The 16238-nt window shown below is 35.6% G+C and carries 13 protein-coding genes; 2 read left to right on the plus strand and 11 right to left on the minus strand.

Going from position 1 to position 16238, the window contains the following annotated elements; genetic code table 11:
- From purM to ACTTG8_RS00710, 3 genes are read right to left on the minus strand one after another with little or no spacing between them, the layout of a single operon-like run.
- Positions 1 to 1026: a phosphoribosylformylglycinamidine cyclo-ligase gene (gene purM, locus ACTTG8_RS00700; protein WP_442560231.1), complete on the minus strand. Its 1026-nt coding sequence runs from the start codon at positions 1024 to 1026 to the stop codon at positions 1 to 3.
- A 17-nt stretch (positions 1027 to 1043) separates the two neighbouring features.
- Positions 1044 to 1556, minus strand: coding sequence for a 5-(carboxyamino)imidazole ribonucleotide mutase (gene purE, locus ACTTG8_RS00705; RefSeq protein WP_442560232.1), 513 nt, complete (start codon positions 1554 to 1556; stop codon positions 1044 to 1046).
- A 32-nt stretch (positions 1557 to 1588) separates the two neighbouring features.
- The gene (locus ACTTG8_RS00710; protein WP_442560233.1) at positions 1589 to 2161 is read right to left on the minus strand and encodes a YgjV family protein; all 573 of its coding nucleotides are present in this window, start codon (positions 2159 to 2161) and stop codon (positions 1589 to 1591) included.
- Between the two features lie 193 nt (positions 2162 to 2354).
- On the opposite strand from ACTTG8_RS00710, the gene ACTTG8_RS00715 reads away from it, so the two are divergent.
- The gene (locus ACTTG8_RS00715; RefSeq protein ID WP_442560234.1) at positions 2355 to 3707 is read left to right on the plus strand and encodes an MATE family efflux transporter; all 1353 of its coding nucleotides are present in this window, start codon (positions 2355 to 2357) and stop codon (positions 3705 to 3707) included.
- Entirely contained in the window at positions 3707 to 5056 is a 1350-nt protein-coding gene (locus ACTTG8_RS00720; protein WP_442560235.1) for an MATE family efflux transporter, read from the plus strand. Before ACTTG8_RS00715 ends, ACTTG8_RS00720 begins: the two co-directional genes overlap by 1 nt.
- 11 nt (positions 5057 to 5067) lie before the next feature.
- Here ACTTG8_RS00720 and ACTTG8_RS00725 read toward each other — a convergent pair whose 3' ends face one another.
- From ACTTG8_RS00725 to ACTTG8_RS00760, 8 genes are read right to left on the minus strand one after another with little or no spacing between them, the layout of a single operon-like run.
- Complete coding sequence (locus ACTTG8_RS00725; RefSeq protein ID WP_442560236.1) at positions 5068 to 8343, minus strand: hypothetical protein; 3276 nt, start codon at positions 8341 to 8343, stop codon at positions 5068 to 5070.
- A gap of 7 nt (positions 8344 to 8350) precedes the next feature.
- A complete protein-coding gene (locus tag ACTTG8_RS00730; protein ID WP_442552612.1) occupies positions 8351 to 8677 on the minus strand; it encodes an Mbov_0395 family pilin-like conjugal transfer protein in 327 nt (108 codons plus the stop codon).
- Between the two features lie 31 nt (positions 8678 to 8708).
- On the minus strand, positions 8709 to 9923 hold the full coding sequence (locus ACTTG8_RS00735) for a hypothetical protein (RefSeq protein WP_442560237.1): 1215 nt from the start codon (positions 9921 to 9923) through the stop codon (positions 8709 to 8711).
- On the minus strand, positions 9923 to 10204 hold the full coding sequence (locus ACTTG8_RS00740; protein ID WP_442560238.1) for a hypothetical protein: 282 nt from the start codon (positions 10202 to 10204) through the stop codon (positions 9923 to 9925). Before ACTTG8_RS00740 ends, ACTTG8_RS00735 begins: the two co-directional genes overlap by 1 nt.
- Positions 10201 to 10941 carry a substrate-binding periplasmic protein gene (locus tag ACTTG8_RS00745; RefSeq protein ID WP_442560239.1) on the minus strand — a complete coding sequence of 247 codons (741 nt, stop codon included), beginning with the start codon at positions 10939 to 10941 and terminating at the stop codon, positions 10201 to 10203. The genes ACTTG8_RS00740 and ACTTG8_RS00745 overlap by 4 nt, the downstream gene beginning before the upstream one ends.
- Before the next feature lie 10 nt (positions 10942 to 10951).
- Positions 10952 to 13636, minus strand: coding sequence for a VirB4 family type IV secretion system protein (locus tag ACTTG8_RS00750; protein WP_442560240.1), 2685 nt, complete (start codon positions 13634 to 13636; stop codon positions 10952 to 10954).
- 3 nt (positions 13637 to 13639) lie between these two features.
- A complete protein-coding gene (locus ACTTG8_RS00755) occupies positions 13640 to 15055 on the minus strand; it encodes an Mbov_0396 family ICE element transmembrane protein (RefSeq protein WP_442560241.1) in 1416 nt (471 codons plus the stop codon).
- A 16-nt stretch (positions 15056 to 15071) separates the two neighbouring features.
- On the minus strand, positions 15072 to 16232 hold the full coding sequence (locus ACTTG8_RS00760; RefSeq protein ID WP_442560242.1) for an Mbov_0396 family ICE element transmembrane protein: 1161 nt from the start codon (positions 16230 to 16232) through the stop codon (positions 15072 to 15074).
- Between the last annotated feature and the right edge of the window lie 6 nt (positions 16233 to 16238).

The following is a 16238-nucleotide window of genomic DNA, read 5'->3' on the forward strand; positions in this document are numbered from 1 at the left end:
TTATATAAGGGTTACTCCCTTTTCTCCCTCTTTAATCTCACCAATTACATAGGCTTTTTCACCGGCCTTTACTATAGCATCCTTGGCCTTAGATACATCACTCTTATCTACAGCCACCATCATACCGATGCCCATATTGAAAGTGTTGTACATTACCTGCTCCGACACATTGCCCTCTTTAGCAATCATTTTAAATATTGCAGGAACTTCATAGGAATCCTTGCGAATAACCGCATGAGTTCCCTCTTTAAGCATACGAGGCACATTTTCGTAAAAACCTCCACCGGTAATATGGCTACAAGCCTTAAGCCTCACTCCAGCCTCTTTTATCTCCTTGAGAGTCTTTACATAGATTATAGTAGGTTCAAGCAAAGCCTCTCCAAGTGTCTTCCCCAGTTCATCATAGTATCTGCAAAGAGCCTCTTTTTCCATTTTAAATACACTTCTCACAAGCGAAAAACCGTTACTATGCACTCCTGAGGAACCTATGCCTATAATTACATCTCCTGCCTTAAGAGTACTTCCATCTATGAGATCTTTTTTATCACATACCCCTACTGCAAAACCTGCAAGATCGTACTCGTCCTCAGGCATCAGCCCCGGATGTTCAGCAGTTTCTCCACCTACAAGAGCAGCACCTGAGAGTTTACAGCCTTCTGCCACTCCCTTTACTATACAAGCTATCTTCTCAGGTATATTTTTGCCGCAAGCTATATAGTCAAGGAAGAATAACGGCTCTCCACCTGCACATACAACATCATTGACACACATTGCAACACAATCAATACCTATCGTATCATGCTTATCAAGTTCAAATGCTATTTTAATTTTAGTCCCCACTCCATCCGTACCTGAAAGCAGTACAGGCTCTTCCATATTTTTAATGGCTGCAAGCGAAAAAGCACCTGAAAATCCACCAATACCACCAAGTACCTCGGCTCTCATTGTTTCAGACACATACTTTTTCATAAGTTCAACAGACTTATAGCCGGCTTCAATATCCACACCTGAAGTTTTGTAATCCATGCTCCACTCTCTCTTTCTTAATTCATTTCCTCTAAATATTTTACATAACCTACTTCTTCTATTTTGGTTTTCTTTGCAAGCACTTCATCTTTAAGACTTTCTGCAAAATCTTTGATTTTCTGTCTTATTTCAGGTTCTCTCACTGAAATAATCTTAGCTGCAAGAATAGCTGCGTTTTTAGCACCGTTTATAGCTACTGTTGCTACCGGTATACCGGCCGGCATCTGAACGATAGAATAAAGAGAATCTACTCCTCCAAGGCTTTTTGTATGGATAGGAACTCCTATTACCGGAATTGGAGTTACTGCTGCCGCCATACCCGGAAGATGAGCTGCACCACCTGCTCCTGCTATAAGTACATCATACTTATTCTCTGCCGTCTTTGCATATTCAAAGAAAATATCAGGCATCCTATGTGCAGATATAACTGTTACATCATACTCAATGCCAAACTTATCTAAAGTTTCCATCGCCGCCTTCATTATAGAAAGATCACTATCACTTCCCATTACAATTCCTACTTTACCCATGATTCCTCCTTATATATGCACATTATTACTACCTATTGCTGCTCACCTTCCATGGTGTTCTTGCTGTTTCCATCTTTTTTTAATCTGAAAATCCCTATAATACAACTTATAATTGTAAGTATATCAAATACAAAACCTACATAGTTAGTTATTGAAAGATCATACACTCCCCAGCCACAGGTAGTTATGAAAATAAGGATTTTAATACCTATTGCACCACCCATACCGAGAAAATAAGTAAAAATAAACAAATTCACTGCAGGCAGCCATCCTGCAATTCCGCCGTTATTGAAAATAAGTGTCATCACTATACCAACTCCAACTACTGCTGCCTTAGTATAATTATTCAGCCTTCCTCTTAAATAAATCTCATTTTTAACAATCTGGATAGTATTTATTATAATTCCTGAAAATGCATTTAAAAGCACTCCCATTCCTATCATAAAAATAAGCTGAACATCCTGAGTTCTCAGCATCTTCTTTTCTTTTTTAATATAGCCTGTAACCACCATCAATACATATCCTACAAGGCTTAGTACCTGAGCTATAAGCCACTTTGAACCACCCATCGACATTATCCATTCAGTAATCTTTGTTAAATCCATTCTTTTCTCTCCATTTTTAAGTATATCTTATATATAAACCCACAACATTAAGTTTATTATATATCTTAATTATAGCAATACCCATACTTAAAAATCAACTGATTCTAGCAAGTTAATCATTGAAAAAAATACTGATTTGTATTATTATTACTAATCAAACAATAAAAATATTCATTTATTTAGGGGGCTGTCAATGATTAAAGATCTGACAAAGGGAAGTCCTATTAAAGCAATTCTCGGCTTTGCAGTGCCTATGCTTTTCGGAAATCTTTTTCAACAAATGTACAACATGGCTGACTCCATTATAGTTGGTAAATACATAGGAGTACAGGCTCTTGCTGCTGTCGGAGGAACCGGTGCACTTAATTTCCTTGTACTTGGTTTCATTATAGGTGTAAGTAGTGGTTTTATGATACCTGTTTCACAAGCCTTTGGAGCAAAAGACTTTGATAAGCTGAGAAAATTTGTTACTAATGCTGCTTGGCTCTCACTCATAGTCGGACTCTTAATAACTGTAATTACAGTGTCTCTTACCGGCACTCTATTAAGAATAACCAACACTCCTGAGGATATTTTTCAGGGTTCTTACGAATACATAGCTACAATATTCGCAGGTATACTCGGAATTATGTTCTACAACCTTTTATCAGGAATTATGAGAGCTCTTGGAGATTCAAAAACTCCATTGTACTTTTTGGTTTTTTCTTCCTTTATAAATGTAGCACTTGACTTATTATTCGTAATCGTTTTTAATATGGGCGTATTTGGTGCTGCCCTTGCAACCGATATTTCTCAGCTCATCTCCTGCTTACTCTGTTACATATTTATAAAGAAAAAATATACTATATTGAAGATGCAAAAAGGTGACTGGACACTAAATAAGACTTGTATAAATAAACTCCTCCTAATGGGTATACCTATGGGGCTCCAATATTCTATAACTGCAATAGGCTCAACAGTTATGCAGGCAGCTGTAAATGGACTTGGCTCAGTTTATGTTGCTGCAATCACTGCCGGAAACAAGGTTTCCCTGCTATTTACCCAAGCCTATGATACTCTTGGAACTGCTATGGCAACCTACTGCGGACAAAATCTTGGAGCTCGCAAAATAAACCGTATAAACAAAGGCATGAAACAAGGAATAACAGCAATGGGAATATACACAATAGTCGCCTTTTTAGGAATTGTTTTTGCCGGAAAATATGTGACCCTCCTATTTGTAAATGCAGATGAAACCATACTTTTGGGCTATGTAAGCAAATTCCTTTTTGCAAATGCACTATTTTATTTTCCACTAGGACTCCTCATCATTCTACGATATGGCATACAGGGACTTGGATATAGCGTATTTGCAATGATAGCCGGCATAATGGAAATGATAGCCAGATGTGCAGTAGCCTTCCTTGGACTTAGATGGTTCGGTGTAGATGCCATCTACTACTCCAATGCCGCAGCTTGGATAGCCGCTAACATCTTCCTCATTCCTGCCTTTATAATGGTCATAAATAAAATTAAGGTAAATTTAAATCAGAATGGTAGAAATTAATGAATAAAGAAATACAAAACTCTAACTCTATACTTACAGGTTCAATATATAAAACCATACTTATGTTCTTTTTTCCTATACTGCTAGGCTCATTTTTACAGCAGTTATACAGTACCGCAGATGCACTAATAGTTGGAAAGTATGTCAATAAAGAATCCCTTGCAGCAATAGGGGCTACAAGCTATATAATAAACATTCTTATCGGATTTTTTGTAGGGCTTTCTGCCGGAGCTGCCGTCATCATCTCTCAATTTTATGGAGCTAATAAGGATAGAAAGTTAAGTGATTCAGTACACACATCAATAGCTCTGTCGCTTATAAGTGGCATTGTTATCATGATTTTAGGAGCCTTATTTTCCCCTATGATATTAAGGCTTATGAATACTCCTTCAGACATAATGGAGCCTTCTGTCACATATCTTAGAGTATATTTTCTTGGTGCAATACCTGTACTTATGTACAATATGGGGGCAAGCATACTTAGAGCTGTTGGAGATTCAAAAAGCCCTCTCTATGTACTTATAATCTGTACCATAGTAAATATCATACTTGATTTTCTATTTGTAGCTGTCTTTAATATGGGAATCTTCGGTGCTGCCCTTGCGACCCTCCTTGCCCAGCTTGTAAGTGCTATAGTAGTTATAATCATGCTTATAAGGGCAGAATTAAGCTATAAACTGGATATCAAAAAAATTTGTTTTCATAAAAATGTACTTATTGCAATGCTTAAATTAGGCCTTCCTACAGGTTTTCAAGCTGTATTATACTCTCTGTCAAACATGATAGTTCAATCTTCGGTAAATAGTTTTGGTACTGATACAGTGGCTGCGTGGACAGCATTTACTAGAATTGACAACTTCTACTGGATGGTAATAGGTGCTTTTGGTGTAGCTGTTACAACCTTTGTAGGGCAGAATTTTGGAGCAAGAAATTTTGAGAGAATTAAAAAAAGTGTAAAAATTACCTATTTTTTCACAGCCATGTCCTCTATTCTTTTAAGCATTACATTTTATATCTGGTGTGAGCCTCTGCTCCTTCTCTTTACCAATGAAACAAGCGTAGTCAGTGAGGGAGTGTATATGTTTAGGCACTATTGCCAATACTATATTTTCTTTGTAGGAATCGAAGTATTTTCAGGTGCTATCAGGGCGACAGGAGATTCTTTTATCCCTACCATAATAACAGCAATTGGAATCTGTGGGCTTAGAATACTATGGATATTCATAGCTGTACCTGCAAGCCCCCTGATAGTCACCATACTTTCTGTATATCCACTAACTTGGTTCTTAACCTCATTTGTATTTACAATATACTATTTACGAGGTAGATGGCTTATAAAAGGAGAATAATAATTTTTAGTTTATGGCATTTTTCTTTGCCTAATTATCCCCTTCCCATCTGCCTTTTCGAGTTCTTCTTTTGTAAGATTTTCAACAGGCTTTGCATTTGGATTTATAAGAAGAAGAATTTCTATCAATTTCTTTTCTAAATTAGCCATATCTTCTTCACCAAGATTTAGGTACGGCAGGTCTTGTGTTCTCTTATTTGTCTGCAAGACTGCCACTTCCTGAAGTGTTTCTATGTAGTATATACTGCCTGCTATCTTATCTTTTACTATATTTGTTTCTTCCTTGGACTTCTTCTTAAGTGTAGTTAGTCGTTCTTTTCTATGTCCACTAAGGCTATTAATTACCTCATCTCTTAGCATAAGTTCCACTAACAAGTCCTTTATTCCTCCTAAGGTATTCACCTTATCAAGCCTTCCGTTAAAATTTCTAAAGTAACCAGATGCTAAGCTCTTTTCCTCTGCAAGCTTACGCCCACTTTCCACCGTTGTTAGGGCAAAGAACATATCCATTCCTTCTATTTTTTTCTTTTCTCTGTCCTGCATAACTTTCAGTTTCTCTTTTGCATAGGCTACATCATTTTCATTTTGCCAAATCCCTACTCCTACAAGAAAATGTGCAAGTGCATCCCAAGAATCATTTTGATTATCGGAAAAAAGTTTCCTCGCCAGCTCAAACCTTTTTTTCTCATAAGGCAAAATCTCATCATCAACTACCAAGTTATCTCTGTCGTTTTTTGTCTTATAACGGTAATACAAGCATAAATCCCTCATCGCAATAAGCTCACCATCAATCAAATTTCTATTAAAGCTCTCATCTGCTCCAATTTCAAAAGCATAGTACCTTGAAAGCACAATATCCTTTTGACGATAAGTGAATTTATCAGTTAAAAAGCCTGTTACAATTACCTGATTTTGATTTTGAGGATTTAAAAAACTTCTATAAAAACTTCCCTTCACTATGTTATAATTAATTTCCTGTTCAAGATTATAAAGAGTTAGCCCATCTCTGCCACCCGAATAAATTATCTTATCAGGCGAAAGCAATGTCAATGTATCTGAAGATATGAGCTGCTTGTCATTATCCTGACTTCTTACTAGAACGCTATAACCATCTCTTATCGGCAATTCCCTAAGGTCAATTACCTTATACCTCTTCCAGTCCTTATATATGTATAATTCCTCATCTGTTAGAAGATATGGGTAAGATGGAATTCCTTTTTTTACTAAAATTCCTGCATCTGCAACCCTTCCTTTTGCCTCTCTGTCTTCTAACACTTCATTCTGACCATACCTAAAATGGATAAATCCTTTATTTCCGGACTGTCCATAATACATTGCACCCAAGTCACCTGCTGATGCTATAAAGTCTGTGGTAATTCTTGAAGAAATCCAGTAAAAATATGTATTTTTCGGCCAAACCAAGCGATAGGCTATTGGCAAAGTCGCCTTCTCTTCTATCGGGGTACTTTGGGTCTGTCCTTTTGTATCCAAAATATATGTATAAGTCCTTGATAATTCCTTCTTCTCTTCTATTACCATTTTTGGCTCAAAATTTTGATAAGAAGTAAGCCCATTATCAAACACCCTGTCAATGTGAATTTCAGAATACTTACTCTGGCCTCCCTCTCCTTTTTGATATCCAAAAAGAAGTGGAAGAGGATAGCCATACTTTTTATACCATTCCTCTGTTAATAATACTCCATTTTCATCCTTTGCTAATAAAGGATTTTCATTTATTTCATTTTCTTTATCCCATTCTCTCGGCTTAATATACGGGATATACAAAATTTTATTATTCCCCTTCTCCGGTGCATCCACTTTGCCGGATGTTGCAGCATTTATAATTGCACCATCTCCTCTTCCCATAAGAGCAAGTGCTTTTTTAGCTGCTGCATAGGCAACTTCTCTATGTTCTCTGTAAATCTTGTAAATAAGTCCCTTTTCACTTCCAAAATTATCTACAAAAATTTTATAAAGGCGATAAATATCTCCTACATATCCTATTTTCTCATCTGTAATTTTTTTATCTTTTCCATCCTGTATAAAAGAAGTAAGGTCATTTCTGCCTTCAAAAATTTTTTGGGTATTTAGTACAAGATTAAGAATATTTATTTTATGATTTATTTCTTTTTTTTCTGTATCTATAAAGTTTAACTCAAGTTCACTGCCATCGGTATAACCTGTAAGTTCAACCTTCAAATCTTCATTTTCTGTTTGAAACGGTTCAAACTCATCTTTACTTTCGGCTGTTTTTTTAATTGTTTCTAAGCTAAATTTCTTTGCACTTAGTTCTGCTGTATGCTTATCAATAAAAACATTACCATCTATTGATTGATAGAGTTCCTCCTGTTTATCAGCATTTTTAAGCTTTGATATAAATTTAACAGGTGGATTATCTCCTCCTATATCTATATTAAAAGCTGTAATTATAGCACTGATGCTCCTCGAAACATCTGTTCCACCATCATTACCTGCATCAGTTAATTTATCATAACGATTAAACTCATCTTCATCTTTTTTTACATTTAAGTCAATAGTTACATTGGCATAGAGATAGCCTGCACCATCCATAGTAACCTTTGTTACAGTAAAAGCATGGCTATTTGACTTACCTGTCTTAGCAAGTGCTATGCGGCCTATTTCCTGCGATATTAGAGAACCATAGTCATGAAAGAATATATTATCTCCCTTACTGTCATAAATATAGGCAGTCATTTTATGAAACATAAAATAAGTTTCTTTTCCTGCAATTTTAGACGCAATTAGGGGTATATTTTCATCCTTACTTTCTACAAGACTACCAAAAACATGGTAATTCTTACTCTTAGGATTATAAGACATAAGTACCAGAATATGTTTCTCTACATTTTTATCATTTGTAACTACTTCTCTTAACTTTGCCACACCCTTAATGTCTATTTCTTTTCCGAAAGCACTCTCCCTTAAATTGGCACTACCTCTATAATTTTTTTTGTAAGCATAGATAAAATTTCCATCTTTTGTGTAGTCAAGCACTTTAAAATCTAAAATATCATCAGGGTCAATTCCCACCTCTCCTACAAAATCCTGTGGGATATAAAACGCTCTTGTACCTGTAAGCTTATATTTTTCACTATCTTTATAGGAAACACTCATATTTTCTAAAGAATCCGCCGAAAACTCCGGAATCTTAGGAATTGGCGGCGGATTAAACTTTTCTGTATGATAGTTTCCTGCTTCTATAACACTGCCACAACCCGTCAAGAGCATAAAGGCTGCAAGCAGTAAACTAATCATTCTCTTTTTCATATTAGTCCTACTGAGTAATTGTTGTGGTTTTAGCATTAGTTTCCATCCATTTTGTAAGTGGTTCTACCATAACAGTCATAGCCACAATCAAAACAAATATTAAGATAAAACCAACTATAGCATTTTTAAGTGCCATTTTTGCCTTTTCTCTCTCCTGTGGCTCTTCAGCTTTTGCAAGCTTAGCACCAAGGAAAATACAATAGATAGCTCCTACCGCCACTACAATGGCTATAAGGGGACCTCTGAGGTCTGCCATCAATTTTACAATAGGCTCAGCAACCTTAGCAAAAGTATTGCCTCCTCCCGCTGTTGTAAGCGCTGCTAAATTAAACATATCAATAATCTCCTTTTCTTTTATTTATATTTTAACGCACATTTGGTTTGCGCCTAAAATAAACTAACAGTACTCCTGCAACAAGTATAATAATACAAGCCGCACCTAAAAGAACAATTGGACGAATTTCAAGGTCTTTATGAATAGTAAAATTATATATACTTTCATTTTCTGCTTCGTCTCTTGCTACCAAAACATAGCTACCATTCTGGCTAATTAAATTATTACTGGCATGGACAGTATTAAAATTTTTATATAGCACTAGATTTATATCGGCTTCTAGTCCTGAATACTTAATAGGATGAGAAATAATTTCATTTTTAATTTCATCTGAAAAAGCTACTCTTGGAGGTGTTGTATCTCTGCAAAATTTACAAGTATAGATTACATCAGGATATTCCACTCCTCTAAATATAACCTCATAATTCCCATCTCTTTTAAGCTGTATATATTGTTTATTGCTAATCACTTCTACTATTCCATCATCCCTAATTTCATCTAAAACGAATCCCATAGGTGCTATTAGATAATTTATAAAATACGGCTTAACATCAGACAAAATCTGAAATGTTAGGGTGATTTTATAACTTTCATTGCCCCCAAATCCAAGTTCATTACTCCTTAAAATCAATTCATAAAAACCACTTTCATAAAAAGACAGCGGCTCTTTTAACTGAATAAGCTTACCATCTTTTCTGACAGAATAAGCATTCACTCCCTCTCCTGTCTTTACTACTACCTGAGTATTGGAAATCCCTCCTATCGGTACTGTAGTATAAAATTTTTTACCATTTGGCAACATATAGGAGTAGCCGTCTTTTTCTGTATAACTAACTTTCATCTTTGGATTTTCAATAAGCTTAATTTCCCTTTTTTCCCCATTTAAATCATAGTCATTTTCAACTATAAACTTATAACTTCCATAAATTTTGGGAGCCTCAGGCTTAAATACCCTAAGTTCATACTGTCCCGGCTCTAAGATAGGGCTTCCCTGCTGAAATTCTATCTCCTTCTTTTCTAAGTACAGCCTACCCTCAAGTCCTTTGTCAAGTGTTATTACAGCTACAGATACTGTTTCATTTTCTTTTGTATTGCTTGAAAATCCTCCTACTCCAGGAAACTCATATCTATACCCATTCCCAACATCTTCTGAAATAAGCATTGGAGAAACTGCTGCTTTTATATGTACCGGAGACAGTATAAAACAAAGTAAAGCTACAAACAGCATATACCCTGCCTTTTTCATTACAAACTCCTTCCTATCTCCGGATTTTTAAGGCTTTTATCTTTCTCAGCAGCCCGTATATGCTGCCTGCTTTTTACTCCGGACTTCCTTGGTGGGTTAACACTGGCTTCAAGTTCAAGGAAAGTAATCTTTTTTCTGAAAGGATTGTTAGTTTCAACCGCCTTAACCTCTCCTCTCTCAGGCTTATACCCATTCTCTTCCCTTTTCTTTTTTTCCTTTCTTAATTCCCTAAGCTCTCTTTCCCATATTGCCTTATTTTTAGGACTGTCAAAATAGCTCATTGATTCTCCTTTTTTGTTTCTGCCTGTTTATCAAGATAGCCTTCTATTCTCTCATTTACCTTTTCTAACAGCTTTACATAATCCCTATGCATAAGACACACATAGGCCTCCCTTGGGGATGAACTCATCTCCTGCGCCTGTACACCTTCTTCTGTCTTAAGCAATGAGATGGCTTCTCGTTCTGTCAATATTGCCGCTCTTATTCGCCCTTCTCTTATTTCTTCTGGTATCATCTGGATATTTTCAAAGCTTTTAAGCGTTACCTTTTCGCTATCTGCAATCTCACCTGCCATTTTTACATTTTCTGTGATTGCAACATTTTCTCCCTCCATGCTACCAAGATTGTCAAGATATATCCCCTCCTTCGTAAGTAGAAAGTACCCTCCTTTACCATAATTCCTTGAGGTAACAAGCTCCTTACTATATTCTATATCTTGTACAAATCTTCCGACCGCAATATCAATCTTTTTACTTGTTAGCATCTCAATCAAATCTTTTTGTGATTTTGCCTCTATAAATTTCACATCACCCGGTAGTTCCTTCACAATATCTATCTCAATGCCTGAGTATCCTCCATCAGACTTTGTTAAGAAACGGTCTCCACCATCCACTACTCCTACATTTATTTGCCCCTTATCTATTGGGTCTTCTGTAACTTCCTTTTCCTCACTAAAAAATGAACAAGACGAGAGAAGTAACATAATCACAAGCAGTCCACTAAATATTTTTATTTTCACCTTTGTCCTCCTACATATTAAACAGTTCTTCAACACCTTCCCCTGCTCTTACTTCTATATTGGTTCTCTCTGTTGGCGTTGTAATCACAAATGCCTTTCCTCTACCTGCATTTACTATATTTTCCTGCTCTGACTCATTTATGTTTCCTGCATTTTCATACAGTTTCACTAAGTCTTGCATATCATTAGGTGCTAAAGCAAAAATAAAAGAATATTGTGAGGCGTTTATTATCGCCGTTGATTTTCTTGATAGCTCCTCTGTTCCCACAAAGTCCTTAATATTCTGCGTAATAACTACCTGCATTCCATTGTACTTTCTAATACGCTTTGCAAGCTGATACATAAAATCAAGGGCAATAGGATATTTTTGATCGATAAAAACATGAGCCTCGTCTATTACTATAACTATTTTTCTCTCTGCCCTATATTTTATATTGTAATCTCTGTTTTTTATAATCTCATTATCGAGCCACTTAAGTACCAAAAGCATTTGTGCATTGGCTGTTGTATGGTTTTTATTTGCAAGTAAAGACTGAAAATCAAAAACTATGAAATTTTCTTTTGTGGAAAGACTTGTTTCTCCATTCCATAAAATACTATCCCTGCCACCTTTTGCGAATTTTGACACATAGTTTATAAGAATACGAAGGTTATTTTTACTGTATTCCCCTCTTGCCTCCTCATATTCTTTTTCAATCATGGTATAAAGGTCATCAAATGTCGGATAATCTTTAACCCCAAGTGGTGAAAGATCCGTATCTACATCAATTCCCTTTTCTGCATACATACGAACCGTAATATTATTTAGGTATTCAAGAGCATCCGAACTAATTCCTATCAAAATCTGACGGTAAAATTCTTCCAAAAACTGCAAGTGCGTAGTAAAACTATTATCTTTTACTTCTGTACCTTCTTCATCATCCGAAAGTCCTGTAATAATATGAAAAGGATTAAGCCTTCCCTGTGTAGCAGAACCTACATCTATTATCTTACCTGAAAGCCTTCTTGCAAGCTCCGTATACTCATTCTCCGGATCCAATATAAATATTCTTGAATTTTCTGCAGCCAGCTGAGTTAAGATACTTTTTGTTGCATAAGACTTACCTGAGCCTGACTTTCCGATAATAACAGTATTGCTGTTTACCCTTTCCTTATCCCTCTTAAAAAAGTTTACAAAGGTAGGAACACCTCCACTTTCTCCTACATAAATTCCCCTTGAATCGCATAAGCTTTTATAAGCAAAAGGAAAAACTGCTGCAATTGAGTTGGAGTGTATACCTCTTTGATAACTCTTAAAAGCATCAAAACCTGAAGGTTGAAGAGAAGTTATCCCCTCAAACTGCTGTAAAAAAAGATCTGTAATTCTTATACCATCCTCTGATAACTCTCTCCTAACAGTCTTTTTCATAGCACTTCTTATACCTGCCTTTTCACCTCCACGCTTTAAAAGTGCCGAATGATCATAGTCATGTATCTGAATAAAAGTATTTAACGAGAATAGCATTTCATTTTCACCCTGAAGATATGAAAGCACATCAGAAAGCGTGTTAACATGGGTGTCAAGTTCCATCATTCTAGAAGTCTTTCCCGTATTTGCTCTCTGCTCCCTAAGTTCGTCTATCGACCTGTCAATCTGTCTTATAGCTTTATAACGGTCAACCGGTGTCATCTTTATGATAATCTTAGTGCCAACTTTGTTCATAAAATTAGCTCCCCAAGCGTTTCCTACCATTAAAGGATAATCCCTCACACGAAAATTATGTGTAATTAAGTCATCATATTTTACAGTCCTTTTTGAAATCTCAATTTTCTTTGGTAGAATCCAGTCAAGATAATTCTCCGGTTCTAAATTATATGCCTCTCTTTCATCAAAATTATGTCCATAATTATATTTCAAAAATATAGCAAGCTCCGGTCCCTTCAACCTCTTACATTTCATACCGTTAGATGCAAAAATTTCCATAGCTGTCTTTACTTGCTCAGCTATTGTTTTCCTATCTTTATCTATGAATACCAGATAATGCATAGGAACTAATATCTTATCCTTAAAATTAAAGGTATTTAGTTGATTTATACGATCATTTACAATGCCAACTCTTATTGTAAGCTCTTCTTCTGAAATCATACCATTGAGATAGGCCTCTTTTAAGTCCTCCATCTTCTTTTTTTCACCTACTATAAAATCATCATAAATTACAGGACGATCAAGCTTTACAAGATTTATTACCTCTCCCATCGTAGCTGTTCTTAAAACTGTACCAAAGCAATAATCAATAAGACTGTTCTGAGCATTTTCACTATAAAATTTGAACTCCACCGAAGGAATTTCTATTACCATACCTGCATATTTATTACCATACTCAATAAATTCTTCATTAACACCTGTAAAAGAAGTTATATCTTCCACACTGAATCTTTTTTTAATATTACTGCTTTTTGAAAAAAATACACGTTGCCTGCTTAAATACCTTAATATATAATAAAACATCAGGTAGCCCTTATCATCTTCTATCGGAATTATGAGCATAGTAGTTATCACTGCCACTATACTTGCACACCATCCTGCAAATGGAACATTTGAAACAAAGAGAGAAACAGTCAATGCAAGACCTACTGCACCGATAAGCACATCTGGAAGTTCAATTCCTCTAAAGAGTTCCATCCTTACTTTAGTTTTTTTGGGAATTACTCTCATAAATTAACTTCTGCCTCTCTTTCCATCAAATTTTTGACTCACTTCTTTTGTTTTATCATCATCTTTTTGTCCACTTTTTAAACTCGAAACATATCCAAAAGCTTGAGAACCTGCATTTTCCACCTTCCCCGTTAAGTAACTTCCTGCACTCATAGCAAGGCTATGCACCATAACACCTGTCTGTTCCTCTTTCAGACCTGCATTTTGTGACAAAAGGGCAGTAAGTGTTGAACCTGCTTTAAGCAATGCAAAAGCGCCACCTGCAACAAAGATAAGCTTTATTATGTAATCTCCCTCTGCTGTTGTTTTTCCAAAAATTATATTTCCACTCATTACATACGGACAGATTAACAGATATATCTGCATCGCAATAACTGTTCCATATCCCGAAAAAATCTTACCAACAAAAAGATCCTGCCAGCCTCTAAATTTCTCTCCATCATCTAAGGGCATCGTAGCCACAAAAAATGGTGAAATTATATAAAGTAAGACGACTTCAAATATACGTGTCATAAATTTACATAAAACAATAATTAAAATTACAACAAAGAAAATTCCCATACCATAACCGATAAGATAATCAATCTTACCTAGCTTAAAATACTTTTCAACCTCTGCTTTATCAGTAGGGTCTAATTTTCCAAGATAAAACTCACCTCTTTTACCTTTTAATATATCTAAATTTTCATTCTTCCCTCTTATATCTGAAAGGTTCTTATCCTCAGAGCCGGGTTTGGCCGCATCTAAACTACTTATAACAAAGAGAATATTTGAGATACGAACCTCTCCATGTAGCTTTTCCGAATTCTCTGCTGCAATCGTATATTGTGAGGCTGTTTTTATAGATTTTAACACTGCACCACCAAGAGTCAATATTAACAAACAGCTAAACTGAACCAACAAAAACTGAAACATAGCCTTTGTTAAGGACTTCATAACACGAGAAACATTTCTATGATTTTCTCCATCTATATCCATACTGGCCCTTGCCACTGCAATCACCGAAAGTAAGAGACAGAGGAAGATACTGAACGCCATCAATATTAAAAAAACTTTTTGTACTGCTGACTGTTCAAATATTGCCATTAAAAGTGTTGTTTTATGACTATTCCCACCAACAACAGTAACTTCCTTAACTCCACTAAAATAGTCAAAAGCATTTTGAAGAGAATTTATAAGTGTCATCATATCTGCAAATAAACTATAAAATATTCCACTTAAGATTTCACTAATTAAGTCTATTGTTCCCTTTATGATGGGCCATAAAATATTCTGTAAAAGAGGACCTAATACTTCATTAAAAATCCAACCTAGTACCGTCTCCAAAAGTCCTGATAAAAATTTTAATACCGGAGACAAAATTTTATCGAATATCCAGTTAAAAATTACTGAAAATAGCCCTAGATAAGCATATTCCATTACTTGCCTCCTATCTTTATCTTTTTAATGTACTTAACTTCCACTTTGCCCTCATAATTGTATTTCTTACCAAACTTCCACTTCCCTTAACAAGTCCATAAGTCTCCGGTGCAAAAAGCTGGAGCATTACTGATTTAGACCTATATACTGCAAGTGCTCCACCCAAAACAACAAACAGCTTTATACATACATCCATCATAGCATTTCCAGTATCAAACCTTATATACTTTCCTCCAATGATAAGCGGAGTAATCATAAGATACATTTTCATAACAATCATAGGGCCATATGCTGACAAAAACATTCCTACAAACATTTCCTTCCACTTATTAAACCTTCTTCCATCATCTATAGGAATATAAGCTGCTGCAAAAGGACTTATTACATACAAAAATATTATTATAAAAAGTCGCTTTATATACTGGAAAATACATAAAATGAGGATTAATCCCATTAGCAATGCGCTTACAACTGCAAAAACATAATCAATTTTACCGGTGTCAAAATTAGTTCTCACAAGCTCTATATCTTCATAGCGTTGTCCTGTCGAAAACATCTTGAGATCAACTCCGGGATTTGCTGCAGGATCTGCTACCGTCATAAAAAGTGTATCTGCTACTGTCTGACTCTGCTCCCTTCCAAAGGATAAGTCAATAACTGCCGGCACATACTTAACTACCTGCAACATAAAAACCAGAGTCAATGGAATAATCATAAAAGTGAAACTTGCCTTTAAACTTCTTCTTATTACTGCACTTATCGGGTTTTTATTTTCAAGAATTCCATCCTGCATAGACCTTGCTACCATTATAATTGTTGTGACAAAACTTATTACAACACTAATCATAGTCACAAGGAGAAAAAAACGCTGGATACTTCCAAGTTCTAAGAAAACCTCAAGCAGATTTTTTTCAACAGCTACATCGTTTATGCCCTTAACCCTCACACTTGAATAACCCGAAAAAATATCAAATATCTGCTGTAAAAAATGTACCAGCTTTAACAGAATCACCCATCCTCTAAGCAAAAAATTAGCAAAAGTGTCCTGGATGAGCTTACCAAGTGTCGATATCAAAATATGTGCTACATCCCTAATTACAGGAGCAAGTATCGTATTAAAAAGGCCTGAAAACATATCTTCCAGTAAGGATATAAATGATAAGCCTACATATTCCATACAAGC

Source organism: Catonella sp., from assembly GCF_052173895.1.
Taxonomy (GTDB): domain Bacteria; phylum Bacillota; class Clostridia; order Lachnospirales; family Lachnospiraceae; genus Catonella.